Raw genomic sequence first — 24,874 nt, 5'->3', positions numbered from 1 at the left:
ACGCCATGCGGTCGACAAAGAACAGGGATGTGGAGGCAGAGATGCGGGTTCTGGGAGCGTTCGTTGCCGGCCTGATGGCCGTGGGAAGCCTGGCCGCCGCGCCGCAGGGGCATGCGGCTGATCTGCTGAGCCAGGTGAAGTCGTCCGGCGAACTGGTCGTCGGCACCGAGATGCAGTTCGCGCCGTTCGATTTCCTCGAGGATGGCGAGCACAAGGGCCTGAACGTCGAGGTGTTCGACGAGATCGGCAAGGAGCTCGGGGTCAAGATCACCTTCGTCGACCTGCCCTGGGACAGCGTCCTGCCGGGCCTTGAGGCCGGCAAGTTCCAGGTCGTCGCCGGGCCGGTGACGATCACCAAGGCGCGGATGGAACGCTACCGCTTCACCTCGCCGATCGCCGACGCCTCGGTCGCGCTGCTCAAGCGGGCCGGCGACACCTCCGTGGCGAAGCCCGAGGACATCGCCGGCAAGGTGGTCGGCGCCGGCAAGGCTTCCTCGCAGCTGGAGCAGCTCAAGGCCTATGTCGCGACCCTGCCGGGCAAGACCGAGGTGCGCGAATATGTCGACAACAACCAGGCCTATGCCGATCTCGCCGCCGGCCGCATCGTCGCCGTCGGCAACTCGCTGCCGAACATCGCCTATGTCGCCCAGCAGCGGTCGGAGACCTTCGAGGTCGTGCTGCCGCCCTTCGGCAAGAAGGTCTATTTCGGCTATCTCGGCCGCAAGGACGCCGACACCGCGCCGCTGCTCGACGCGATCGACGCCGCCCTGGCCAAGATGAAGGCCGATGGCCGCCTCGCCGCGATCCAGAAGAAGTGGTTCGGGGTCGAGATGGACGTGCCCGCCACGGTGACCGACCCGAACGTCTGATACCGGTTGCCTGAGAGGGTCCGGTGTTCAGCACGGCCGTCATCCTGAAGAGCCTGCCGCTGCTGCTGAAGGGCGCGGTCACGACCCTCTGGGTCTCGGCCGTGTCGCTCGGCATCGGCTTCCTGCTCGCGGTCGGCATCTGCCTGCTGCGGCTGTCGCACCGGCCCGGGCCGCGCCGGGCCGGCACGCTCTATGTCAGCTTCTTCCGCGGCGTGCCGCTCCTGGTGCAGCTGCTGCTGGTGTTCTACCTGCTGCCCTTCATCGGCATCGACGTGCCGCCGCTGGTGGCGGCGATCGCGGCGCTGGCCCTGTGCACCGCGGCCTATATGGCGGAGATCCTGCGCGGCGGCTTCCTCGGCGTCGCCGGGGGCCAGCTGGAGGCGGCACGGCTGCTCGGCTTCCGGCCGTCCCAGGTGCTCTGGCGCATCCGGGTGCCGCTGGCGCTGCGCCTGACCATGCCGGCGCTGGTCAACGAGTGCACGATGATCCTGAAGGCGTCGTCGCTGATCTCCGTGGTCGGGGTGGCGGAGCTGACGCGGGTCAGCCAGAACATCGTCGCCACCAGCTACCGGCCGCTGGAGATCTATCTCGCCGGCGGGGTGCTGTACCTGGTGCTGAACTTCGCTCTGTCCGGCCTCGGCCTGTGGCTGCAGCGGCGGCTGGGGGCCGGGCGATGAGCTTCGATCCCGCCGTCATCCTCGACCGCTGGGACGAGGTGCTGTCCGGCCTCGGCGTCACCCTCGGCACCTGGATCGCCGGCGTCGCCATCGGCCTCGTGCTCGGCTTCGCCCTGGCGCTGATGCAGCGCGGCCTCGGCCGGGTGGTCCGCGCCGCGGTGCGGGTGGTGATCGAGATCGTCCGCGGCACGCCCTTCCTGGTGCAGCTCTTCATCCTCTATTACGGCGGCCCCGGCTTCGGCCTGGTGCTCGACCCGATCGAGGCCGGGCTGCTCGGCCTCGGCCTCTATGCCGGCGCCTATTTCGCCGAGATCTTCCGCGCCGGCTTCGAATCCGTGCCCAAGGGCCAGGTCGAGGCCGCCGCCTGCCTCGGCATGGGCCGCGCCACCATCCTGATGCGGATCGTGCTGCCGCAGATGCTGGTGGTGATCCTGCCGGCGCTGGTCAACATGGTCATCCTCCTCAGCAAGGAGACTGCCATTCTGTCGATCGTCACCATCCCCGAGCTGACCTTCGTCATCCGCGGCATCGGCGCCGAGACCTTCGCCTTCGTCGAGACGACGCTGGCCCTGGCGCTGATCTATTGGGGCCTGGTCGAGGTCGCCGCCGGCTTCGGCCGCTGGGCCGAGCGCCGCGTCGGCCGCTTCCTGGTGCCGGCGTCATGACCGGGCGGGCCCTGATCCAGCTGACCGGCGTCACCAAGCAGTTCGGGACGACCCAAGTGCTCAAGGGCGTCGATCTCGAGATCGACCAGTCCGAGGTCGTCTGCATCGTCGGCCCCTCCGGCTCGGGCAAGAGCACGCTGCTGCGCTGCATGGTCTTCCTCGAGGAGCACGATGCCGGCGAGATCCGCATCGATGGCGAGCCGATCGGCTGGGTCGTGGACAAGGTCGGCAAGCGCCGGCGCATGGGCGAGGCCGGGATCCGCAAGGCGCGGCGGAATGTCGGCATGGTGTTCCAGCAGTTCAACCTGTGGCCGCACATGACCGCGCTCGGCAATGTCGCCGAGGCGCTGATCCGCGTCCGCCGGCTGCCGCGGGCCGAGGCGGAGCGGAAGGCCCAGGCCGCGCTCGACCGGGTGGGGCTGGCCGGCAAGGGCGACTCCTACCCGTCGCAGCTGTCCGGCGGCCAGCAGCAGCGCGTGGCGATCGCCCGGGCGCTGGCGATGGAGCCGGAGATCATGCTGTTCGATGAGCCGACCTCCTCGCTCGACCCCGAGCTGGTCGGCGAGGTGCTGGAGGTGATGCGCGCTTTGGCCCGCGACGGCATGACCATGGTGGTGGTGACCCATGAGATGGGCTTCGCCGCCCAGGTCGCGACCTCCGTCGTGTTCGTCGACGAGGGCCGGATCCTGGCCAAGGGGCCGCCGCGGCAGATCTTCCTGGAGGACGGGCATCCCCGGATCCGGCAGTTCCTGGACAATTACCGCCGGCGCAACGCCTTCTGGCAGGATGCGCCGGCCGAAGCAGTGGGAGGATGAGATGACCGAGACCCTGGGCCTGCCGATCGTGGACTTTGCGCCCGTGGTCGCCGGCGACCCGGCCGGCACGGCGGAGGCGGCGGCGCAGATCCATGCCGCCTGCACCCGGGTAGGCTTCTTCTACATCCGCAACCACGGCGTGCCCCAGGACGTGATCGAGGCGGCGGTCGCCACCATGCGGCGCTTCTTCGACCTGCCGGTCGAGACCAAGCGCCAGGTCAAGGTCAACCAGCGCCACCGCGGCTTCCACGAGATCGGCGGGGCGCTGATGTACGGCGCCAAGAAGCCCGACTACAAGGAGTTCTTCTCGACCGGGCTGGAGCTGCCGGAGGACGACCCCGACGTGCTGGCCGGCCAGGCGCTGCGCGGCCCGAACAACTGGCCTTCCTTCATGCCCGAGGTGCAGCGCGACTTCTACCGCTACTACGAGGCGATCGGCGTCTGCGGCGCCCATCTGCTGCGGGCCGTGGCCCTCAGCCTCGGCATCGCGCCGGACTTCTTCGCCGAGCGCTATGCCAAGCGGATGCAGCGCACTCAGGCGGTGTTCTACCCGCCGCAGCCGGCCGATCTCGGCGCCGAGCAGTTCGGCGTGGCGCCCCACACCGATTATGGCTGCATCACCCTCCTGTGGCAGGACCAGACCGGCGGGCTGGAGGTCCAGCGCAAGGACGGGCAGTGGATCGACGCGGTGCCGGTCGATGGCACCTTCGTGATCAATGTCGGCGACCTGCTGGCCCGCTGGTCGAACGACCGCTTCGCCTCGACCCCGCACCGGGTGGTGAACCGCAGCGGCCGCAAGCGCCTGTCGATCGCCACCTTCTACGACCCGACCTACACCGCTTCGGTCGATCCGCGCGACCTGAACCTCGGGGCAGGGGAGGAGCCGCACTATCCGCCGGTCGACGCCGGCGACTACATCGTCGGCCGGATCAACGACTCGTTCAAATACCGCCAGAAGGCCTGACGCCCGGCAAGCTCTTCAGGCCCGGACGGCCAGGTACTCCCGGTCGACGGAGGAGTCGTGCACCCGGGGGTCGAAGCCGTAGATGTGCAGCGAGATCGCGACCGCGTCGCCGTCATTGACCATCTGATGGATGTTGGGCTGGGCCGTGGCCAGGCTGGCCATGTCGCCCGGCTGGTGCAGGGTTTCCCAGGTCCGGGCCACGCGGACCTCGTCCAGCGCCCGGAAGCGGAGCTCGCTCAGGCTGCCGCGGATGATGCCGAAGGCGCAGGAGCAGTGATGGTCGTGGATCGCCGTCCGGGCGCCGCGGTCCCACACCATGGCCCAGACGCTGCGCTCGGCATCGTTCCACAGCAGGTTGCGGGCGTAGCGGCCGGGCCGCCACGACAGGTCCAGGTCGCAGACCAGCTCGGGATGGGCCGTGAAATGCTCCAGCAGCGCCTCGGCCGACCCGCCGAAATCTGGCATGGTCGCCAGCATCGAGCCTTGCCACCGGGCGGTGGCGCGGAAGGCGTCTGCTGCGGCTGCGTGGGTCATTGTCCGGCCTGCCTCTCCAATCCTGGAAACAGCGTAAGCCCGGCCGGCGGGAACCGGCTTGCGTTGTTGCCGGGAAGAACGAGGTCGTCGGAAAATGATTTTCTGATTTCGCCGTTTCTGTGGAAATTGAATCCATCATCGGCTTTTCGGGCGACGCCGCCCACGCGCCGCCACCGAAGGATCGTCCGCCATGGCCCCGCCGACCACGCTCAAGCTCGACGAGATCGACCTCAGGATCCTGAAGGCGCTGCAGGCGGATGCGACGATCGCGCTGGCCGATCTGGCGGAGAAGGCCGGCATCTCGGCCACGCCGTGCTGGCGCCGGGTGCAGAAGTTGGAGCAGGCGGGCATCGTCCGCAAGCGCGTGGCGCTGCTTGACAAGGCGGCCCTCAATGTCGGCGTGACGGTGTTCATCGCCGTGCGCACCAACCAGCACTCGGTCGAATGGCTCGAACGCTTCAGCCGGGCCGTGCGCGACCTGCCGGAGGTGGTCGACGTGTACCGGATGAGCGGCGAGGTCGACTACCTGCTCAAGGCCTGTGTCGCCGATATCGCCAGCTATGACGAGCTGTACAAGAAGATCATCGCCCGCATCGAGCTGGCGGACGTCACCTCCATGTTCGCGATGGAGGAGATCAAGTCGACGACCGAGATCCCCCTCGGCTTCGTCAAACCCTGAGGCCGGCCACGGGTGTCCGGTTAAGCTTTTCGGGTTGCAGAATTAAGCGCTGCGCTAAACTTTTATTGTCATTGCCGGGCTTGACCCGGCAATCCAGGGGCTACACAGAGCTGCTCTGGCCGCCCCTGGATCCTCGGGTCAAGCCCGAGGATGACAATAAAATAGAGTAGGAATCTAAGATAAACATGCTTCAGTTGTGATATTTCCTTGGTCGGGCGGCCGTGGAAATCGGCCGGCTGCCGGCGGCTTTCCGCCTCATGCCGGTGAGAAACTTTACCTTCTGGTAAAATTTTTTCGGCCGGCCTGTCGATTCCGGGCCGCCCCGTTCGTCTTCTCCTCAGAGAGCCGGCGTTCCGGAGCGGGATGGGCCCCTCCGCGAGGCGATCCGGCACAGGGCGGAGAAGGACTCATGTCGCAGCCGCGGACGGACACATCCTATCGCTGGGTCATCATCGGTGTCGGCGCGCTCATGACCTGCGTCGGCATCGGCGCGATGTTCTCGCTGGCGATCTTCCTGCAGCCGATGGCGACCGATACGGGCTGGAGCCGCGCCGGCATCTCCAGCGCCATGACGCTCAATTTCCTGGTCATGGGCGTGGCCGGCTTCGGCTGGGGGACGCTCAGCGACCGGCTCGGCGCCCGGACCGTGGTGCTGTGCGGCGCAGCGCTGCTGGGGCTGGCCCTGGTGCTGGCCAGCCACGCCACCTCGCTGGCCTGGTTCCAGCTGATCTACGGCACGCTGGTTGGGCTGGCGGCCGGCGCCTTCTTCGCGCCGATGATCTCGGCCGCCACCGCCTGGTTCGAGACCAATCGCGGCCTCGCCGTCTCGCTGGTCTCGGCCGGCGTCGGCGTGGCGCCGATGACGGTCTCGCCCTTCGCCGCCTGGCTGGTGGCGGATTACGGCTGGCGCACGGCGATGATGGTGATCGGCATCGCCGCCTGGGTCCTGCTGCTGCCGGCCGGGCTGCTGGTGCGGCGGCCGCCGGCTGCGGCCGGCGGGCATATGGGCGCCGCCGCGCCGTCCGGCGCCGACATGTCCGCGGGCCGGGCCTTCCGCACGCCGCAATTCGCCGTGCTGGCGGCGACCTTCTTCCTGTGCTGCGCCGCCCATTCCGGGCCGATCTTCCACATGGTCAGCTATGCCGTCACCTGCGGCATCCCGGCGCTGACGGCGGTCAGCATCTACAGCGTCGAGGGGCTGGCCGGGCTGGGCGGGCGCCTGCTGCTGGGCGTGGCGGCCGACCGCCTCGGCGTCAAGCGCGTGCTGGTGGCCGGGCTCCTGGTGCAGGCGGTCGTCATTGTCGCCTATCTGGCCGTGGCCAATCTCGGCGAGTTCTACCTGCTGGCCGCGATCTTCGGCACCGCCTATGGCGGGGTCATGCCGCTCTACGCCGTGCTGGCGCGCGAGTATTTCGGCCAGGCCGCCATGGGCAGCGTGTTCGGCGCCGCGACCATGGCCTCCAGCATCGGCATGGCGCTGGGGCCGCTGGCCGGGGGCTGGGTGTTCGACACCTTCGCCGCCTATCACTGGCTCTATATCGGGTCCTTCGCGGTCGGGCTCGGGGCCGTGGCGATCGCGCTTGCCTTCCCGCCGCTGCCGTCGCGGCACACCCGGCAGCTGCAGCCGGCGTGAACCGCGGCTGAGCGTCGGTCGGTAGCCCGTCCTGCTTCGGCAGGGCGGGGCCGCCGTCCGGATCAGCCCGGAATGCGCACAAAAACAAGCCGCGGGGGACCGCGGCTTGGTTGAGGTCGTTAGGAAGCGGAAGGGTGCAGAAGGTACTGCACGGCGAACTCTACCATAAATTCGGCAAGAGTGGAGTGTTTTTCTAAAGGATCGGCGCGAGGCCTTTGATCGGACAAAGAAAAATTGCCATACAATTCAGCTTGTACTTAGTGGTCAATGCTATAGGCGCCAAAGTTGACATGACGCCGTGAATATTCTCTCTAGAGGGCTGATCTGGAAGGCTTTTGGTCTGCGCTCTTCGGCAACGGCAGGGTCAGGGTGCTCCGGGTTCCGCCGTTCCGGTCGATGGTCAGGCTGCCGTCCAGGCGCCGGGCCATGGCCTCGACCAGGGTCATGCCGAAGCCGCGCCGGCTGCCGTCGTCCGGCCGGCCGTCATCGACGATGGTCAGGACCAGACTGTCGCCGTCGTCGCGATGCAGCGACACCGCGATGCGGCCGCCGCGGCCGTCGCGGAAGCCGTGCTTCAGGCTGTTGGTCACCAGCTCATTGACGATCAGGCCGAGATGGATGGCGCTGTCCAGCGGGATCTGCTGCGGCGGCGCCTCGACCGTCAGCGCCACCGGTCCGGTGCTGGCGGCGAAGGCCGACTGCAGATGGGCGCACAGCTCCTGCACATAGCTGCCGGCATCGATGTGGGACAGGTCGTCCGACCGGTACAGCTTCTGATGCACCAGGCTCAGTGACTGGATGCGGTGGCCGACCACCGCCAGCTCCTCCCGCACCGCCGCCTCGGTGGCGCGCGAGGCCTGCAGATTCAGCAGGCTGGAGATGATCTGCAGGTTGTTGTTGACGCGGTGATGCACCTCCCGCATCAGCACGTCCTTCTCCTCCAGGCTGGCCCGCAGCGCCCGCTCGACCTCGCGCAGCTGGGCGTTGGCGGCGATCAGCTGCTCCTCGCGCTGGCGCAGCTCGGTCAGGCTGGCGATCTGCTCCACGGTTTGCCTGTGCACCTCCTCGAAGGGGTCGACGCCGGTTTCGCCGGCCAGCGCCGCCATGGTCCGGTGGGCCAGCGCCGTCGGGTCAGCGCCGGCGCCCGGCGGCAGCTCCTTGCGCATCACCAGCCGGACCACGCCGCGGGCGTGGCGCAGCTCGACCCAATCCATCAGCGCCCGCACCGCCGCGGTGTCCAGGCGCGGGCGCTGCGGCTGGCCCTGGACGGGCGGGCGGCGAGGCGCGGCCAGCACGATCTCCAGCGCCATCGGCGGGCCGGCGGTGACCAGCAGCGACACGTTGGCCTGCTCGAACCGCGCCAGGAAGCTGCGGGTCATGGCCGAGGTGGCGGCGACGATCCGCACCCGGTCGCGGCCGTCGAAGCCCAGTTCGGTCGCCACCAGCCGGACGCGCTGCCGCGCCGCGATCACGTCGCGCTCCTCGCGGGTGTCGATGGCCGTGATCAGGGCGGTGGTCGTCGTCGCGCTGTTCATGGCGGGGTCGCCGCTCTATCCGGTCGCCGCCGGCCTCAGGCCGGCGCGAGCGGCGGATGCATCGCCAGGGCCTGGCCGATCACCGAGACCAGGGCCTCCGGCCGGAACGGCTTGGTGACCAGGAAGGTCGGCTCCAGCCGCTCGCCGGTCAGGAGCCGCTCGGGGAAGCCGGTGACGAACACCACCGGCACCGAGATGCCGCGCAGGATGTCCTGCACCGCCTCGATGCCGCTGTCGCCGCCCTTCAGCTGGATGTCGGCCAGCACGATGTGCGGCGCCTCGCGCTTCGACAGGGCGACGGCCTCGGCGTGGTTGGAGGCGGTGCCGCAGACGGTGTGGCCCATCTCCTCGACGATGCGGGCGATGTCCATGGCGATCAGCGGCTCGTCCTCGACGATCAGGATCCGGGCCGGGTGCTGGCGCTGCATCTCCTTGCGGGCGGCGTCCAGCTGGTCGCGCACCTCCGCCTCCGACAGGTGCAGGATGAAGCCGACATCCTCGAAGGAGAAGCCCTCCAGCGACACCAGCAGCAGCACCTGGCGCTGCGTCGGGGTCAGCTGCGACAGCCGGGCTTCGACCGGCACAAGTCCTTCCAGCGGCGACGCTTCATCGCCGTCATCGGTGGCGTGCAGCAGGGTGCAGACGTCGTGGAACACCGCGAAGAGCTGGACCCGCAGGTTGCCCTCCGGCGGGATCCGCTGCGGGTCGGCGAGGATCGCCTCGAGGAACACGCGCATATACTGGTCGCCGCGCTCCTGCGACCCGACCAGGGCCCGGGCATAGCGCCGCAGGTAGGGCAGGTGCTTGAGGATTTCCTGCGAAGTGCCGGTCATCGAAATTCCACCTTGGACTGTCCGAGGGGCTCGCCCCGTCGAGCGTTTATGCTTAGCGGTCGGGGCCCGTGATCGCAATCCGTTCCGATGCCGCAGAACACGCGAGAGGGGCGGGGAGTGCCACAGGAACTTCCATCCTGGCTGAGGATTGGTAATGTAGCGCACCACCACTGGCCGAAGCAGAGCGGGATCCAGCGTTGATGAATCGACGGCGCGGCGAGAAGACGCGAAGGCGGGAGGCAGGGTCACGGCCGGCCGATTCCGGCCGTCCGGCACCGGACCGCCTGAAACGGCCGCCGCAATTCGACAACTGGCTCTCGCAGCAGCTCCGGTCGTTGTACGATCCGGTGCTGGAGGAGCCCTTGCCGGACGACCTGATGAAGATGCTCGAGGATGGCGCCAAGGGGGGCGCCGGGAAGAAGGAGGACGAGGATCGCTGACCGACAGAGGCACGGCGAGGTGCGGACAGGCCGAATTTCTGCCTTATTCGGTGCCGAGAGTTCCGGCCGCACCGCCATCGATCCCGCGTGGCCGGCACAGCCGTCGGCGTCAATGAGGAGGGAAATGTGCCATTCGATTTTCACGCTGAGCTGACCAAGGCGATCCCGCATCTGCGGGCCTTCGCGCGTTCGCTCAGCGGTGATGCGGATCGCGCCGATGATCTGGTCCAGGACGCGATCCTTCGCGCGCTGCGGGCCGAGAGCCAGTTCACGCCGGGCACCAACTTCCGGGCCTGGATCTTCACGATTCTGCGCAACCAGTACGTCAACCAGCTGCGCCGCCGGAAGTTCGTGGCGGAGCCGAAGGACGGGGTCGACCTCGACCTCCTCTGGGTGCCGCCGTCGCAGGATGCGAAGCTGGAGTTCCAGGACTTCCGCCGGGCGCTGATGCTGCTGACGCCCGACCAGCGCGAGATCCTGCTGATGGTCGGCGCCTCGGGCTTCAGCTACGAGGAGGCGGCGGAGATCTGCAACTGCGCCGTCGGCACGGTGAAGAGCCGCCTGTCCCGAGCCCGGCGCGAGCTGTCGAGGCTGCTCAGCGCGGGGCGAGGATCGGCGAGACGAGGCGACTTCGCAGGCGAGCGGCGCGGACGCGGAGCCGCCGCGGCGCCGGCGAAAATAATGCCCCCTCGGCTCGCCCTGCAGCCCGCGTCGCGGCGGACGGCCTGAGGCCTCGCCGCGTGACCTGACATGTTGCGGTGAAGCGGGCGGCCTCCGGGCCGCCCGCTTCCGTTTCAGGCCTTCGAGTCGCGCGGCGTGGTCAGCTCGCCGACGATCGGACTGGTGGCCGGCCGGTTGACGAAGGGCTCGCGCGCCTCGGCCGGCACGGCCTGGCGGCGGGTCATCCGCCAGGCGGTGAAGATCGCGGTGGCGGTGGCGATGGCGGCGCCGTGCAGGAACAGGCCCCGCGGCCCGACCCAGCCCATCACGGTCGACGCCACCAGCGGCCCGGCGCAGGCGCCGACGCCCCAGCACAGCAGCAGACTGCTCGACAGCGCCACGGCGGTGCCGCGCGGCGCCAGGTCGTTGGCATGGGCGACGCAGATGCCGTAGGTCGAGATCGAGGCCGCGCCCCACAGGCCGAACAGGACGGCCAGCAGCCAGTCCGAATCCGGCCGCGCCAGGGCCAGGGCCAGCGACACCAGGATGGTGACGACGCTGGCGCCGAGCATCACCAGGCGCCGGTCGATCCGGTCGGACAGCCGGCCCAGCGGCCATTGCGCCAGCAGGTTGCCGACCTGGGACATCGCCGGGATGGCGCCGGCCAGCCCGACGCCGAGCCCGACCTGCAGCCCCCAGATCGGGCCGATCGAGGCGACGGCGCTGTTGATCAGCCCGCTGGACGCGCAGCCGATCACCGCGGCCGGCGCGATCCGGTACAGCTGGCGCAGCGGCAGGGTGCGGATGGCGGCGATCGACGGGGTGGTGGCGCGGGTCATCGCCACCGGGATCAGCGACATCGAATAGAAGGCCGAGGCGATCATGAACAGCCCCAGCACCACCGGGCCGCCGGTGAACAGCAGCACGAACTGGCCGCCGACCAGCGCCACCTTCTGAACGATGGTGTAGACCGAGAACACCCGGCCGCGATGGGCGTTCGGCGTCATCTCGTTCAGCCAGCTCTCGGCCACGGTGAACAGCCCGGCGGAGCAGAAGCCGGTGACCAGGCGCAGCGCCATCCACCAGGCCGGGTCGGCGGCGATGGTGAAGCTGAGCGCCGTCACCGAGGTGGCGGCGGCGTAGGCGGCGAAGGCGCGGATATGGCCGACCGCGCCGATGATCCGGGTCGACAGCAGGCAGCCCAGCAGGAAGCTCAGCGAATGCGCCGTCGCCACCGCGCTGAAGGCCTGGATCGAATAGCCGGCCTCGGTCAGCGAGATCGGCAGGATGGTGACCAGGATGCCGTTGGCGATCTGCAGGACGGAGATGCCGAGGATGATGGCGGCGACGGGCAGGTAGACGGCGGGCATGATCCGGGCGGCTCGGGGCGTTCCCGAGCAGCCAACCCCGGCCCGGTGAGGCATGTCAAACGGCGTGATCGAAGGTCAGCCCCGATTTGTCAGGCATGCCCGATCGGACGGGTTCCGGCCAGCCCGGCATCGGGCTAGGGTGGGGCGGCACAACCGTGGGACGGGGCATGCGGGGGGTGGCTGCAACCGGGCTGGGACCCTGGAAGCTGCAGGTCGTGGTGGCGGCGGTGTTCGCCGTCATCGTCCTGGCGATCGCGGGCGGGCTGATCTGGTACAACAACGGCGAGGTCAGACGGCTCGTCCGGGCGGATGCGAGCGCCCGCTTCGACCGGGTGGTCGACCGGGTGCGGGACGAGTTCAAGAAGGGGCTGCAGCTGGCCGAGGTGGTGCTGGACACCTCCACCCTGACGATCGAGACCGACGTGCCGGAGGACCATCTGGGCGTGGTGATGGCCGGCACCCTGCGCGACCTGGAGAAGGTGCTGCCCGCCGCCTCCTCCTTCTTCGTCGCCTGGACTGACGGCCGCTTCGTCATGGCGCAGTCGCTGGCGACGGCGCGGTTGCCTCAGCTGAAGTCCGCCGGGCTGCCCGGGGCAACCTATGTGCTGGAATTCGTCGACCCTGGCCCAAACGGCGCGGTCGTGCGCTGGGTCGTGACCGATGCCCGGGGCGGGCCGATGGGTGAGCCGGAGACGGCGTCCACCGATTTCGATCCCCGCACCCGGCCCTGGTACAAGCAGGCATCGGCCGCCACCGGGGCGGTCGTCACCGAGCCCTATCGCTTCGCCAACATGAACCAGGTGGGCCTGACGCTGGCGCGAAGGTCCCGCCTGGCCGACGATGTGGTGTTCGGCATCGATATCGGCCTGGCGAGCGTCGATCACACGCTGGACGACCTTCGCAGGGAGCATGGCCTCGATCTGGTGGTGTTCAGCCGGGCCGGGGAGCTGATCGCCCATCCCGACGGCGTCCGCTTCCGCACCGAGTTCCGGGAGGCGCGGGCGGAGCATCTGCCGCTGCTGACCGAGCTGGGATCGCCGATCCTGGCTGAGCTGTATCGCAGCTTCCAGGACATCGGCACGGGCCGGAACGTCACGCGCGAGCTCGGGGATGAACCCTATCTCGAGCGGTTCGAGCTCATCGCCTCCAACATGCCCGACGTGGTGCTCGGCATCGCCTATCCCTACGATCTGGTGGTCGGGCCGGCCGACCGCATCCGCTACATCTCACTGTTGATCGGCGTCGGCGCCACCGCCCTGGCGCTCGGCATCGTCCTGGCCGCGGCGCGGGCCCTGGCGCGACCGCTGCGCCGGGTGACGGGGGATCTGGGCCGGATCATGCGGTTCGACTTCCACGGCGGCGGCCAGGCCCAATCGCGGATCGAGGAGATCCGGTCGCTGTCTTCGGCGATCGACGTGCTCGGCCTCACCCTGCGGACCTTCGCCGCCTACGTCCCGGGCCAGATCGTCCGCGGCATCCTTGGCCAGACGCTGGTGCCGGCGCTGGGCGGGCGGCGCCAGCCGGTCACCGTGCTGTTCTCGGATGTCGCCGGCTTCACCGCGATGGCCGAAGGCCTGCCGCCGGAGGAGCTGATGGAGCGCACCTCGCGCTACTTCAGCGCGCTGGGGGAGGAGCTGATCGCCAGCGGCGCCACCATCGACAAGTATATCGGGGACAGCGTCATGGCGTTCTGGAACGCGCCGGAGGAACAGCCCGACCATGTTCGCCTGGCCTGTCTCGGCGCGCTCCGCGCCGCGGCGCGGGTCGACCGGCTGAACGCCGAATTCGAGGCCGAGGGCGGCGAGCCGATGCCGACCCGCTTCGGCCTGCACACCGGCGAGGCGGTGGTCGGCAATGTCGGCTCGGTCGACCGCATGAACTACACCGCGCTCGGCCACACCGTGAATGTGGCGGCGCGGCTGGAGGCGCTGGGCAAGATCCACGGCACCACCATCCTGGTCAGCGAGGCGGTGCGGCAGGCGGCGGGCGAGGAGTTCGAGTTCCGCTTCGTCGGCAACGAGGTGCCGCGCGGCGCCCGGGAGCCGGTGCCGATCTACGCGCTGGTCGGGCTGCGGGAGGAGACGACGCCTTAAGGTTGAGGGCCGACATAGCGGGCGCGGGGGCGGATCAGCCGGGCGGCGGCGTACTGCTCCATCACATGCGCCATCCAGCCGACGCTGCGGCCGAGGGCGAAGACGGCCAGCGGCGCCTCCGGCGGCAGGCCGGCCAGCCGGGCCGCCAGCACCAGGGCGAAGTCCAGCGTCGGTCGCTCGCCGGTCAGGTCGAACACGGTCTCGACCAGGGTGCGGGCGACCGCCAGCTCGGCGCTGTCCGGCAGGGTGGCGACGATGCGGTCCAGCAGGTGCTGGCCGCGCGGGTCGCCCTCCGGATACAGGGTGTGGCCGAAGCCGGGTAGGTCCTCGCCATGCTGCAGCCGCTCCACCGCGGTGCGGCGGGCATCGGCGGCGGCCAGCACCGCCTCCAGGAAGGCGCCGGTGCGGGCGCTCAGGCCGCCATGCAGCGGACCGTTCAGCGCCGCCAGCCCGGCGGCGACGGCGGCGTGCGGCGAGGCGCCGGTCGAGGCGGTGATGCGGGCGGCGAAGGTCGAGGCGGTCAGCTCGTGGTCGGCGCACAGCACCAGGGCGCGGCGCAGCAGGTCGGCGGCCGCCGGGGCGTTCCAGGCCTCGGCAAGAGCCTCATGGGCCGGTGCCGCGGTGGCCGGGCGCTGCAGCATCACCGCCGTCAGCCAGCGCAGCAGCCGCGCGCCGGTGCGCTGCAGCCCGGCGGTGGAGCGGGCGAGGGCGCGGTCGTCCTCCACCCCCAGCGCCGGCAGCACTGCCATCGCCCGTTCCAGCGGCGGCAGCTTCGCGGCGTCGGCGGCGATGCGGGCGGCGATAGGCGGCAGCGGCGCGGCCGGGCCGGCGAAGGGGTCGTCGGCGGCAACCGACCACAGCAGGCCGGCCACGCTCTCCAGCGTCGCGCTCTCGGCCAGCCGCACCGCGTCCCGGCCGCGGTAGTAGAGGCGGCCGCCGGCCACCAGGGTGATCGCCGATTCCAGCACCGGCTGGCCCCAGTACAGCGGCGGCTGGGCCGTCTCGGGCTCGGCCTTGCGGGCCAGGCGGCGGATGTCGGCGGCGGCGTAGCGGCGCTGCCGCCGGCCGGGCTCGGCGATCGAACGGATCATGCCGCGGCTGACATATGCGTAGAGCGTCGCCAGGCTGACCCCCAGCTCCGCCGCCGCCTCGCTCGCCGACAGGGTGGGTTCCTGGATCATGGGCGGGCGGCGCAGGTCGTGCACCGATCTTTCCCCTCATTGTCATTGCCGGGCTTGACCCGGCAATCCAGGATTCTCACCGCCTTCCGGGAACCCGACGGATGTACCACGTCTACATCATGGCCAGCGGACGGAACAGGACGCTCAATATCGGCGTCACCAGCGATCTGGCGCGCCGGGCCTATCAGCATCGGATGGGTGAGATCGACGGTTTCACCAAGCGCTATGGCGTGAAGACACTGGTTCATGTGGAAGCCTTCGATTGGGTCGAAGCGGCCATCCAGCGGGAGAAAACGCTCAAGAAGTGGCCGCGCCGCTGGAAGCTTGCGCTGATCGAACGCGAGAATCCGGACTGGCGGGATCTGTATGGTGACTTGGCATAGGCCGGCCTACGTGGCGGCAGCTTCCTGGATCGCCGGGTCAAGCCCGGCGATGACACATGAGGGAACTGCTCGAGTGGCTTCATCCTGATATATTGATCGTATCTATCAAGATTGACAACCTATGCCCATGGATCGACCTCTTGTGCATCTGCGAAGAAGGAGGTCGAGATGACGACAGGACTGGACGGAATCGTCGCCGCCGAGACGGTGATGAGCCTGGTGGATGGGCAGCGCGGCGTGCTGGTGATCCGCGGCCTGCCGGTCGAGGACGCGGCCCGGACGTTGGATTTCGAGGGCGTTCTGGCGCTGCTGTGGGACGGCTTCGCCGACACGGCGGACCTCAAGGTCCGGCTGGGCGCCGCCCGCGCCGCCGCCTTCCGCCATGTGCCGCGGCTGCTGCCCGCCGCCGCCGGGCTGCCGCCGGTCGACGGGCTGCGGGCGATGATCGCCGGCCTGGCCGATGATGCGGACGGCACCCCGCTCGGCCTCGTCGCGGCGATGCCGGTGTTCCTGGCGGCGCTGGTGCGCCAGGCGAAGGGCCAGGCCCCGGTGGCGCCCGACCCGAGATCCGGCCACGCCGCCGACCTGCTGCGCATGCTGGCAGACCGGCCGGCCGACCCGGGGCTGGCACGGGCGCTCGACGCCTATCTGGTCACCGTGTCCGACCATGGCCTGAACGCCTCGACCTTCGCCGCCCGCGTGGTGGCCTCGACCCTGGCCGGCACCGTGGCCTCGGTCACCGCCGCGCTGTGCGCGCTCAAGGGCCCGCTGCATGGCGGCGCGCCGGGGCCGGTGCTGGACATGCTCGACACCATCGGCACCGCCGAGGCCGCGCCCGGCTGGATCGAGGCGGAGCTGGCGGCCGGCCATCGGCTGATGGGCTTCGGTCACCGCATCTACCGCACCCGCGACCCGCGCGCCGATGTCTTGAAATCGGTGGTGGCCCGCCTGTCCAGCCCGCGCATCGCGCTGGCCGAGGCGGTGGAGACAGCGGCGCTGGTCGCGCTGCACAAGCACAAGCCGGACCGGCCGCTGGACATCAATGTCGAGTTCTACACCGCCCTGGTGCTCGACGCGGTCGGGCTCGACCGGTCGCTGTTCACCCCGGCCTTCGCCGTCGGCCGCGTCGCCGGCTGGACGGCACATATTCTGGAGCAGGAGCAGACCGGCCGGCTGCTGCGGCCCGACAGCCGCTATGTCGGCCCGGCGCCCAGCCTGGCGGCGTAGACACTTCCCGCCGTCATTGCGAGCGCAGCGAAGCAATCCAGGGCGGCTCGCATCGACCCCTGGATTGCTTCGTCGGCTGCGCCTCCTCGCAATGACGGTGGAAGGTTCCGCAAGGCCCTACTAGACAAACGCGAAGTCGCCCGCCTGCAGGGACGCGCGGTCGACGCCGAGCAGGATCAGCTTGTCGTCGGCGTCGAGCGTGATCACGGTGCCGTCCGTGCCGTAGCCGCTGGCATGCGCCATGACCGTGGCGAAGCTGGCGAAGATGTCGCGGTCGAACAGGATCACGTCGCCGGCTGCGTGGCTGAAATCGGTGACCACGTCGCGGCCGAAGCCGGGCTGGATCACGAAGACATCCGCCCCGGCGCCGCCGGTCATCCGGTCGTCCCCGGCGCCGCCATAGATCCGGTCGTCGCCGCTGCCGCCGGAGATGATGTCGCTGCCGTCGCCGCCGACCAGCCGGTCGTCGCCGCCCAGCCCGCCCAGCCGGTCGTCCCCGGCGCCGCCGCGCAGGGCGTTCGCGCCGGTATCGCCCTCCAGCCGGTCGGCGAAGGCGCTGCCCAGCAGGTTCTCGATGCCGGAATAGCTGTCCCCGGCCGCCGCGCCGGTGTTGCCGGCCGGCCGGTCCAGGCTGGCCTGCACCCCGGCGAGGCTGGTGGCATAGCCCGCCGTGTCGATGCCGTCGCCGCCCTTCAGGCTGTCCGCCCCGGCGCCGCCCTCCAGCAGGTCGTCGCCGGTGCCGCCGCTCAGGGAATCGTCGCCGAGGCCCCCGGCCAGATAGTCCTTGCCGGCACCGCCATCGGCGACGTCGTTGCCCACGCCCAGCAGCAGCACGTCCGGCCCGTCCGTGCCGGAATGATGCGGGGCCTCGTTCTCCTGGACGTAGACATCGGAGCCGTTGTTGGTGTCGCCGGGCGCCAGCGCGTCGTCGGTGGCGATCACGGTGGCGCTGCCGTCCGCGGTGGTGTCCGTGGCCAGCGGGCCGCTGACCGATTGCTGCCCGGTGCTGTCGTCGCCGACCACCAGCTGGCCGTCGACGACATGCACGTGGTAGCGCGGGCCGTCATAGTCGGGGCCGGCGGAGCCCAGAAAGGTGTTGGTGTCGGTGCCCAGGTCGCGCAGATACCAGCCGTTGTCCGAGGCGAGGGTGGTGTCCTGCCGGTACACGGCGTATTTCGCGTCCTCGGTCACCGTGACATTGTAGGCGTCCTGCAGAACGATCCTGCCGCCCGTCTCCGTGAGGTACAGGGAGACGGGATGGAATTCATACCCCTCGATGCCGGAATAGTGCTCGGCGAACCAGGCCGCCTTGCCGTTCGCCAGCATCACCGGGCCGCCGTCGAACTCATAGGCGTCGCCATGGACGCTGCCGATGCTGGCGGTGGTGCCGTCGACCAGGTTCTTCAGCGTGATGCCGTCGGCACTGTAGATGCCGTCATAGGCATCGGCCCAGACCACCCATTGACCATCGGCGGAGATCAGCGGGCCTTCCCGCACGATGGCTGGGTCCCATGGATCGCCGGAAACGCGGCTGTAGGAGTCATCCGCGCCGACCACGAGATTCAGAGTGGCGCGGTCGTCCGGAACGCCGGGCCCGCCGGCGCGGAGGACGATGGTGCCGACCGTGGGATCGGCATAGCCGTGCGACAGGTGGATCGAGCTGCTGCCGGGCCCCACCTGGTAGAGCTGCAGCGGGGAGCCGTCGCCCCAGTTGACCACGAGCCGGGTGGCGCCGTTCAGGGCGATGTCGAGGCCCAGGGCCGGGCCGTCGGCCGGGTCGGGCGAATAGGCGACATTGGTGATCAGCGGCATTTGAACCCTCCGAAAATGGGACTCGGGTTCACGTCCGCGCAGGCGGGCAAGCCTCCCAATCTTCTGTTTTGGGAAAACTATCAGATCGAAGCGAGATCGGACACGCCTCGGGAAGGTTTCGGGCGAGAAAGCAGGCTTTGTTCGCCGTAGGCAGGGGCATGTCGAGGATTCGATGAAGGCTCCGGCGGCTCGCCGGCAATGAAGCTTGGCCGGGGCGGTATCGGCCGCGGCCGGATCGGGCCCGGCTGCGCCCGAAGACCCGCGGCCGGGCCGGGGAGGGGCAGGGCCAGTTGGCGGATCCGCTGTTCGGGCGCAGGGCGGATGCGGCCGCGGCTCGGGCACAGCTCGCGCACCGGGCAGCTGCCGCAGCGCGGGCGGCGGTCGGTGCAATGGTCATGGCCTAGGCGCTTGACCAGCCAGTGGTGCCGCTCGATCCGGTCATTGTCCCAATCGGACGGCAGCATCGCCAGCAGCGGCTCATGCGCCGCCTCGGCATCGGCGCGGCGCGAGATCAGGCCGAGCCGCTTGGCCGTGCGGTGATGGCCGGTGGAGACGGGCAGGGCGCGCATCCGCAGCCGGCTGAACAGCAGCACGCTGGCGGCCGTCTTCGGGCCGACGCCCGGCAGCTTCTGCAGCCAGGCGGCCGCGCCGTCGACGCCGAGCCCGGCCAGGAAGTCCAGTTCCAGCCGGCCGCGGGCGGCCTGCAGCGCCCGCAGCGCCTCCTGCAGCGTCTGCGCCTTGCGGTCGGGCCAGGTGGTGCGGCCGATCAGCCGCTCGACCACCGCCGGGTCGGCGTCGAGCAGGGCTTCCCAGCACGGGAAGCGGATGCGCAGCACCCGATGGGCGGCCATCGCCGCCTCGTCCCGGGTGCGGGCGGACAGGAGCGCCAGCACCAGAACTTCGACCGGGTCCGGATACAGCCAGCGCGGCGGCGGCCCGAAGGCGGCGGCCAGGGCGGTGTCGATCCGGATCAGGCGGGCGGGCATGGCGTCGACCATGCCGGTAGGTTAGAACAAAATGAGAACGAAGGCGAGTCGGATTGGAGAGTGCACGACTCCGACCTCCGGCATTCCTCAGCCGTCATGCGAGGAGGCGATAGCCGACGAAGCAATCGAGGGGCCACGCCAAACCGCCCTGGATTGCTTCGCTGCGCTCGCAATGACGGTTAAGGGTTCCGCCAGCCGCTCGTCACGGCCTCATCACCAAGCCGTGTACCCGCCATCCGGGCCGAGGATGGCGCCGGTGAAGAAGCCGGAGGCGTCGGCGGCCAGGAACAGGGCGGTGGCGGCGATCTCCCAGGGCTCGCCGCAGCGGGCCATCGGGGTCATCTCGATCCACTGGTTGTACCATTCGGTCTTGGTGCGGCCGGCCAGGGTCATGTCGGTGGCGATGTAGCCGGGGGCGATGGCGTTGACCCGCACCCCGTGCGGCGCCCATTCGCAGGCCAGCGACTTGGTCAGCAGGTGCACCGCGGCCTTGCTGGCGTTGTAATGCGCCTGGCCCTGCGGCTTGTTGACGATGATGCCGGACATCGAGCCGATGTTGATCACGCTGCCGCGCTTCGCCGTCACCATGTGCCTGCCGAAGGCGCGGGCGCACCAGAAGACGGCGTTGACGTTCAGGTCCATGACCTTGCGCCATTCCTCGTCGCTGGTCTCCAGCGCGTCGCTGTTGCGGGCCATGCCGGCATTGTTGACCAGGATGTCGACCCGGCCGTGCTTCGCCTGGACGCCATCGGCCGCCTTGGTCACGGCGTCCGGGTCGGTGACGTCGAGATGGATGAAGTCGCCGCCCACCGCCTTGGCCGTCTCGGCGCCGATCTCGGCCAGGATCTCGGCCACCACCACCTTGGCGCCGGCCTCGGCCAGCGCCTCGCAGGTCGCCCGGCCGATGCCGCGGCCGCCGCCGGTCACCACCGCCACGCGGCCGGAAAGGTCGAATTTCTCGCGGTACATGGTCGTCTCCATCAACGGACAGGAACTAGTTCGGGATCAGGTCGACGGCCCTATCGGCGAGGGCCAGGACCGGGGCGTTGGTGTTGCCGCTGGTCACCCGCGGCATGATCGACGCGTCGATGACGCGCAGCCGATCCACCCCGCGGACGTTCAGCGCCCGGTCGACCACCGCCATCGGGTCGTCGTCCCGGCCCATGCGGCAGGTGCCGACCGGGTGGTAGTTGGTCTTGACCGTGCGCCGGCAATGCGCCGCCAGCTCCTCGTCGCTGGTGGCGGCGTCGCCGGGGAAGATCTCGCCGGTCACCATCCGCCGCACCGGGTCGGCCGCCAGCACCCGGCGGGCATAGCGCAGCCCGGCCACCGACAGGCGCAGATCCTCCGGGTCGCCGAAGAAGGCGCAGTCGATCAGCGGCGGGTCGGTCGGGTCGGCGGAGCGCAGCGCCACCGACCCGCGCGCCTTCGGCCGCATCAGGCAGGCGTTCAGCGTCACCCCGTCGGTCGGCGCCACGCCGGTGACGTCGCGGTCGAGATAGACCGTCGGCACGCAGTACAGCTGCAGCTTCGGGTCGCTCTGGTCCTCGCCGTCCGGGTCGATGAAGGCGCAGGCCTCGACGCCCGTGGTGGTCACCGGCCCGGTCTTGAACATCAGGTATTGCAGCCCGGCCAGGACCATCGGCAGGCCGCGGTCCCGGCCGAAATAGCCATAGGCGCCGTTGGTGGCGGCCACCACCGGCACCTCGTGATGGTCCTGCAGGTTGGCACCGACGCCCGGCAGGTCGGCCTTCACAGGAATGCCGTGCCGGCCCAGAGCCTCTGCCGGGCCGATGCCGCTGAGCATCAAGAGCTTGGGCGAGGCATAGGCGCCGGCGGCGAGGATCACCTCGGCCGCGGAGGCGCGGCGGCTCTGCCCGTCCTTGACGTAGTCGACGCCGGTGGCGCGGCCGCCCTCGACCAGGATGCGGGTTACGGCGGCGCCGGTCTCGACCGTCAGCTTCGGGTCGCGCAGCACCGGGGCCAGGAAGGCGGCGACGGCGCTGCAGCGGGTGCGCGTCGCCGCATCGATGGTGTGCTGCATGAAGCCGACGCCGGCCTGCTCGCCGCCGTTGAAGTCCGGCCGGTAGGGCATGCCCATGCCCTGCAGCGCCTGGACGAAGGCGCGGCTCATCGTGCAGTGCTGGCCGAGATGCGAGACCTTCAGCGGCCCCTCGGTGCCATGGAAGGGCGCCCCCAGATGGTCGTTGCCCTCCTGCTTGACGAAATAGGGCAAGAGGTCGTCCCAGCCCCAGCCGGAGCCGCCACCCAGATCGGCGTCCCAGCTATCGTAGTCCTGCGGCCGGCCGCGCATATAGACCATGGCGTTGACCGCGCTGCCGCCGCCCAGCAGCTTGCCGGTCGGGATGATCGGGGCGCGGCCGCCCAACTGCTGCTGCGGCACGGTCTGGTTCAGGGTCAGGTAGGTGTCCTGGTTCAGGAACTTCATGTAGCCGGCCGGCATGTCCAGCAGGCGGCTGCCGCGCCGGCCCCCGGCCTCCAGCAGCAGCACCCGGGCCCGCCGCTCGGTCACCAGCCGGCTGGCGACAACGCAGCCGGCGCTGCCGCCGCCGACGATGATGAAGTCGTAGCCGTCAGCCATGATGGGCGGTGGTCCTCGGGGAGGAGGGGAGGGTCACTTCACCGCCCCGAAGGTCAGGCCGCGCACCAGCTGGCGCTGCGACAGCCAGCCCAGCACCAGGATCGGGGCGATGGCCAGCGTCGACGCGGCCGAGAGCTTGGCCCAGAACAGCCCCTCCGGGCTGGAGAAGGAGGCGATGAAGGCGGTCAGCGGCCCGGAATCCGGCCCGGTCAGGTTGATGCTCCAGAACGCCTCGTTCCAGCTCAGGATGATGGTCAGGAGCGAGGTCGAGACGATGCCGGGCAGGGTGGTGGGCAACAGGATGTGCACCATCTCCTGCCACGACCCGGCGCCGTCCACCCGCGCCGCCTCCAGGATCTCCTTCGGGTAGTCGCGGAAGTAGGTGTAGAGCATCCACACCACGATCGGCAGGTTCACCAGCGTCATCAGCAGGATCATGCCGACGACCGAGTTGAGCAGGCCGAGGTCACGGAAGCCCATATACATCGGCACCAGCACGCCGACCGCGGGCATCATCTTGGTCGACAGCATCCACAGGAGGGTCCCGTCGGTGCGCCTGGTCGGGAAGAAGGCCATCGAATAGGCCGCCATGCCGCCGAGGATCAGGCACAGGAAGGTCGATCCGAAGGAGATGTAGACCGAGTTCAGCGCGTAGCTGACATAGTCGATGCGCGAATTGACCGCGGCGTAGTTCTCCAGCGTCGGGGTGAAGAACAGCGAAGGCGGGGTGGCGAAGGCGTCGATCTCGGTCTTGAAGCTGGTCAGCACCATCCAGCCGATCGGGAAGAACAGGACCAGCCCGACGGCCCAGCCCAGGATGGTGACGCCGACCGTCTGCCGCGCGGAGCGTTTCACGGCCATGGCTCAGCCCCCCTTCTTGAGCGTGCGGGCCAGGGCGCGCACCAGGAAGAAGGCGACGATATTGGCCAGGATCACGGCGATCACGCCGCCGGCCGAGGCGCCGCCGACATTGAACTGCTGCAGGCCGTTCCGGTAGACGAGATAGGTCAGGTTGGTGCTGGCCGTGCCCGGCCCGCCATTGGTGGTGACCAGGATCTCGGCGAAGATCGCCAGCAGGAAGATGGTCTGCACCATGATGACGACGCCGATGGCGTGCATCAGATGCGGCAGCACGATGAAGAAGAACATCGCGATCGGCCCGGCGCCGTCGATCCGCGCCGCCTCGCGCTGCTCATGGTCCAGCGACTGCAGCGCGGTCAGCAGGATCAGCACGGCGAAGGGCAGCCACTGCCAGGCGACGATGATGACGATGGTGGCCAGGGGCGCCTGGCTGAGCCAGTCGATCGGCTCCAGCCCGACCGAGCGCGCCACCCAGGTGAGGACGCCGGAGACCGGGTGCAGCAGCAGGTTCTTCCACACCAGGGCGCTGACCGTCGGCATGACGAAGAACGGCGCGATCACCAGCACGCGGACGATGCCGCGGCCGGGGAAGGGCTGGTCCAGCAGGATCGCGATCAGCGTGCCCAGCACCACGGTGATGGCGAGGACGGAGGCGACCAGGATCAGCGTGTTCTGGATCGCCGACCAGAAGGCCGGGTCGGACAGCAGGTAGGTGTAGTTGTTGATCCCCGCGAAGCCGCGCCGCAGCGGGTTCATCAGGTTGTAGCGCAGGGTCGAGAAGTAGATCGTCGCCGCCAGCGGCACGAAGGTCCACAGGATCAGGACCGTGACCGAGGGGGCGAGGAGCAGCGTCGCCTTGCGCCGGGTCGAGGCGATGGCGGCCATGGCGTGCATCCTTTCCTTGCGCGGAGGCGCGGGGGGCGGGGCGGTTCTTTTGTGGAGAGGCCGCACCCCCTCACCCTCCCGGCCCGAGCGGGCCGGGCCCCTCCCTCTCCCCAAGGAGAGGGAACGGTCACCTCTCCTTGGGGAGAGGTCGGAAATCCGTCAGGATTTCCGGGTGAGGGGGCGAAATCGCGACAGCGATTTCGTCTGGCGAGCCTCAGCTCTTACTTATACCCGCCCTGGGTGATGGCCCGGTCGGCGGCGTCCTGCGAGGCCTTCAGGGCCGCGTCGACCGTCTCCGAGCCGGCGAGGGCGGCGGCGATCTGCTGGCCGACCTCGGTGCCGATGGCCTGGAACTCCGGGATGCCGACGAACTGCACGCCGGTGTAGGGCACCTTCTCGACCGTGGCGTCGTTCGGGTCCGCGGTCTCGATCGCCTTCAGCACGAAGGACGCGAAGGGCGCGGCCTTCTGGTACTCGGGGTTGGCGTAGGTCGAGCTGCGGGTGCCGGGCGGGACCACGGTCCAGCCGTCGCTCTTGGCGACCTTCTCGATATAGGCCTTGGACGTGGCCCAGGCGATGAACTTCTTGGCGGCGTCCGGCGACTTGGTCGACTTCGGCACGGCCAGTGCCCAGGACCACAGCCAGTGGTTGCCCTTCGGCGACTTGGCGATCGGCGCCTGGGCGAAGGCGACCTTGTCGGAGACGGTCGAGTCCTTCGGGTTGTACAGGTAGCCGGCGGCCGAGGTGGCGTCGATCCACATCGCGCATTTGCCGCTGGCGAACAGCGCCCGGTTCTCGTTGTGGCCGTTCGACGGCGCGCCCGGGGGGCCGTAGTTCTTCAGCAGGTCGACATAGAAGGTGATCGCCTCCTTCCACGCCGGGGTGTCGATCGTCGGCTCCCACTTCTCGTCGAACCAGCGGCCGCCGAAGGTGTTCACCAGCGGGCCGACGAAGGCCATGTTCTCGCCCCAGCCCGGCTTGCCGCGCAGGCACATGCCGTAGATCTCGTGCGAGGGGTCGTTCAGCTTGGCCGCGAACTCCTTCACCTGGTCGTAGGTCGGCTGGTCCGGCATCTTCAGCCCGGCCTTGTCGAACAGGTCCTTCCGGTAGAAGGTCATCGAGCTTTCGGCATAGAAGGGCAGGGCGTACAGCTTGCCGTCATGCGACAGG

Annotated in this window: 24 protein-coding genes; 12 read left to right on the top strand and 12 right to left on the bottom strand. The window is 69.6% G+C overall.

The annotated features are described in order from the left end of the window. Positions 1 to 41 precede the first annotated feature (41 nt). From ABDW35_RS02835 to ABDW35_RS02815, 5 genes are read left to right on the top strand one after another with little or no spacing between them, the layout of a single operon-like run. Complete coding sequence (locus ABDW35_RS02835) at positions 42 to 869, top strand: transporter substrate-binding domain-containing protein (RefSeq protein WP_343712331.1); 828 nt, start codon at positions 42 to 44, stop codon at positions 867 to 869. Positions 870 to 892: 23 nt separating this feature from the next. After that, entirely contained in the window at positions 893 to 1,546 is a 654-nt protein-coding gene (locus ABDW35_RS02830) for an amino acid ABC transporter permease (RefSeq protein WP_343712330.1), read from the top strand. Then, positions 1,543 to 2,211, top strand: coding sequence for an amino acid ABC transporter permease (locus ABDW35_RS02825; RefSeq protein ID WP_343712329.1), 669 nt, complete (start codon positions 1,543 to 1,545; stop codon positions 2,209 to 2,211). Before ABDW35_RS02830 ends, ABDW35_RS02825 begins: the two co-directional genes overlap by 4 nt. After that, positions 2,208 to 3,026 (top strand): amino acid ABC transporter ATP-binding protein, encoded by an 819-nt coding sequence (locus ABDW35_RS02820; protein WP_343712328.1) that lies wholly within the window; start codon positions 2,208 to 2,210, stop codon positions 3,024 to 3,026. Before ABDW35_RS02825 ends, ABDW35_RS02820 begins: the two co-directional genes overlap by 4 nt. A 1-nt stretch (position 3,027) precedes the next feature. Further along, a complete protein-coding gene (locus ABDW35_RS02815) occupies positions 3,028 to 3,990 on the top strand; it encodes a 2-oxoglutarate and iron-dependent oxygenase domain-containing protein (protein ID WP_343712327.1) in 963 nt (320 codons plus the stop codon). Positions 3,991 to 4,005: 15 nt separating this feature from the next. Here the strand turns inward: ABDW35_RS02815 and ABDW35_RS02810 are convergent, their stop codons facing one another. Further along, positions 4,006 to 4,524, bottom strand: coding sequence for a cysteine dioxygenase family protein (locus ABDW35_RS02810; RefSeq protein WP_343712326.1), 519 nt, complete (start codon positions 4,522 to 4,524; stop codon positions 4,006 to 4,008). A gap of 190 nt (positions 4,525 to 4,714) precedes the next feature. Here ABDW35_RS02810 and ABDW35_RS02805 point away from each other — a divergent pair, with 190 nt between their 5' ends. Beyond that, on the top strand, positions 4,715 to 5,203 hold the full coding sequence (locus ABDW35_RS02805; protein WP_343712325.1) for an Lrp/AsnC family transcriptional regulator: 489 nt from the start codon (positions 4,715 to 4,717) through the stop codon (positions 5,201 to 5,203). A 409-nt stretch (positions 5,204 to 5,612) separates the two neighbouring features. Beyond that, positions 5,613 to 6,836 (top strand): MFS transporter, encoded by a 1,224-nt coding sequence (locus tag ABDW35_RS02800; RefSeq protein WP_343712324.1) that lies wholly within the window; start codon positions 5,613 to 5,615, stop codon positions 6,834 to 6,836. A 311-nt stretch (positions 6,837 to 7,147) separates the two neighbouring features. Here the strand turns inward: ABDW35_RS02800 and ABDW35_RS02795 are convergent, their stop codons facing one another. Together ABDW35_RS02795 and ABDW35_RS02790 are read right to left on the bottom strand one after the other, a co-directional pair. Beyond that, positions 7,148 to 8,371, bottom strand: a complete 1,224-nt coding sequence (locus ABDW35_RS02795) for a sensor histidine kinase (protein WP_343712323.1) — start codon at positions 8,369 to 8,371, stop codon at positions 7,148 to 7,150. Positions 8,372 to 8,406: 35 nt separating this feature from the next. After that, positions 8,407 to 9,204 (bottom strand): response regulator, encoded by a 798-nt coding sequence (locus tag ABDW35_RS02790; protein WP_343712322.1) that lies wholly within the window; start codon positions 9,202 to 9,204, stop codon positions 8,407 to 8,409. A gap of 200 nt (positions 9,205 to 9,404) precedes the next feature. On the opposite strand from ABDW35_RS02790, the gene ABDW35_RS02785 reads away from it, so the two are divergent. Beyond that, a complete protein-coding gene (locus tag ABDW35_RS02785; protein ID WP_343712321.1) occupies positions 9,405 to 9,644 on the top strand; it encodes a NepR family anti-sigma factor in 240 nt (79 codons plus the stop codon). Between the two features lie 126 nt (positions 9,645 to 9,770). Beyond that, entirely contained in the window at positions 9,771 to 10,373 is a 603-nt protein-coding gene (locus ABDW35_RS02780) for a sigma-70 family RNA polymerase sigma factor (protein WP_343712320.1), read from the top strand. A gap of 65 nt (positions 10,374 to 10,438) precedes the next feature. Here ABDW35_RS02780 and ABDW35_RS02775 read toward each other — a convergent pair whose 3' ends face one another. Continuing rightward, positions 10,439 to 11,674 carry an MFS transporter gene (locus tag ABDW35_RS02775; RefSeq protein ID WP_343712319.1) on the bottom strand — a complete coding sequence of 412 codons (1,236 nt, stop codon included), beginning with the start codon at positions 11,672 to 11,674 and terminating at the stop codon, positions 10,439 to 10,441. 176 nt (positions 11,675 to 11,850) lie between these two features. Between ABDW35_RS02775 and ABDW35_RS02770 the strand changes: the two genes are divergently transcribed. Beyond that, on the top strand, positions 11,851 to 13,767 hold the full coding sequence (locus ABDW35_RS02770) for an adenylate/guanylate cyclase domain-containing protein (RefSeq protein WP_343712318.1): 1,917 nt from the start codon (positions 11,851 to 11,853) through the stop codon (positions 13,765 to 13,767). Here ABDW35_RS02770 and ABDW35_RS02765 read toward each other — a convergent pair. Then, positions 13,764 to 14,948 carry a citrate/2-methylcitrate synthase gene (locus tag ABDW35_RS02765; RefSeq protein WP_343712317.1) on the bottom strand — a complete coding sequence of 395 codons (1,185 nt, stop codon included), beginning with the start codon at positions 14,946 to 14,948 and terminating at the stop codon, positions 13,764 to 13,766. The two genes, ABDW35_RS02770 and ABDW35_RS02765, sit on opposite strands and share 4 nt — an antisense overlap. A 101-nt stretch (positions 14,949 to 15,049) precedes the next feature. Here ABDW35_RS02765 and ABDW35_RS02760 point away from each other — a divergent pair, with 101 nt between their 5' ends. Both ABDW35_RS02760 and ABDW35_RS02755 read left to right on the top strand, forming a co-directional pair. Continuing rightward, on the top strand, positions 15,050 to 15,331 hold the full coding sequence (locus ABDW35_RS02760) for a GIY-YIG nuclease family protein (protein WP_343712316.1): 282 nt from the start codon (positions 15,050 to 15,052) through the stop codon (positions 15,329 to 15,331). 168 nt (positions 15,332 to 15,499) lie between these two features. Continuing rightward, positions 15,500 to 16,558 (top strand): citrate synthase/methylcitrate synthase, encoded by a 1,059-nt coding sequence (locus ABDW35_RS02755; protein WP_343712315.1) that lies wholly within the window; start codon positions 15,500 to 15,502, stop codon positions 16,556 to 16,558. 120 nt (positions 16,559 to 16,678) lie between these two features. Here ABDW35_RS02755 and ABDW35_RS02750 read toward each other — a convergent pair whose 3' ends face one another. The 7 genes from ABDW35_RS02750 to ABDW35_RS02720 all read right to left on the bottom strand — a co-directional run. Beyond that, positions 16,679 to 18,370, bottom strand: a complete 1,692-nt coding sequence (locus ABDW35_RS02750; RefSeq protein ID WP_343712314.1) for a calcium-binding protein — start codon at positions 18,368 to 18,370, stop codon at positions 16,679 to 16,681. Between the two features lie 80 nt (positions 18,371 to 18,450). Beyond that, positions 18,451 to 19,356, bottom strand: coding sequence for a Fe-S cluster assembly protein HesB (locus ABDW35_RS02745; protein WP_343712313.1), 906 nt, complete (start codon positions 19,354 to 19,356; stop codon positions 18,451 to 18,453). Positions 19,357 to 19,569: 213 nt separating this feature from the next. Further along, the gene (locus tag ABDW35_RS02740; protein WP_343712312.1) at positions 19,570 to 20,325 is read right to left on the bottom strand and encodes a glucose 1-dehydrogenase; all 756 of its coding nucleotides are present in this window, start codon (positions 20,323 to 20,325) and stop codon (positions 19,570 to 19,572) included. A 25-nt stretch (positions 20,326 to 20,350) separates the two neighbouring features. Then, positions 20,351 to 21,958 carry a GMC family oxidoreductase N-terminal domain-containing protein gene (locus tag ABDW35_RS02735; RefSeq protein ID WP_343712311.1) on the bottom strand — a complete coding sequence of 536 codons (1,608 nt, stop codon included), beginning with the start codon at positions 21,956 to 21,958 and terminating at the stop codon, positions 20,351 to 20,353. A 33-nt stretch (positions 21,959 to 21,991) separates the two neighbouring features. Beyond that, the gene (locus ABDW35_RS02730) at positions 21,992 to 22,819 is read right to left on the bottom strand and encodes a carbohydrate ABC transporter permease (protein ID WP_343712310.1); all 828 of its coding nucleotides are present in this window, start codon (positions 22,817 to 22,819) and stop codon (positions 21,992 to 21,994) included. Between the two features lie 3 nt (positions 22,820 to 22,822). Next, positions 22,823 to 23,704, bottom strand: a complete 882-nt coding sequence (locus tag ABDW35_RS02725; RefSeq protein WP_343712309.1) for a sugar ABC transporter permease — start codon at positions 23,702 to 23,704, stop codon at positions 22,823 to 22,825. Between the two features lie 221 nt (positions 23,705 to 23,925). After that, positions 23,926 to 24,874 (bottom strand): sugar ABC transporter substrate-binding protein (locus ABDW35_RS02720; RefSeq protein WP_343712308.1); only part of this gene is annotated, 949 nt, incomplete at its 5' end.

It is taken from the genome of Inquilinus sp., assembly GCF_039594555.1.
GTDB lineage: Bacteria > Pseudomonadota > Alphaproteobacteria > DSM-16000 > Inquilinaceae > Inquilinus.
This window is presented reverse-complemented; position numbering and strand designations above follow the sequence as displayed.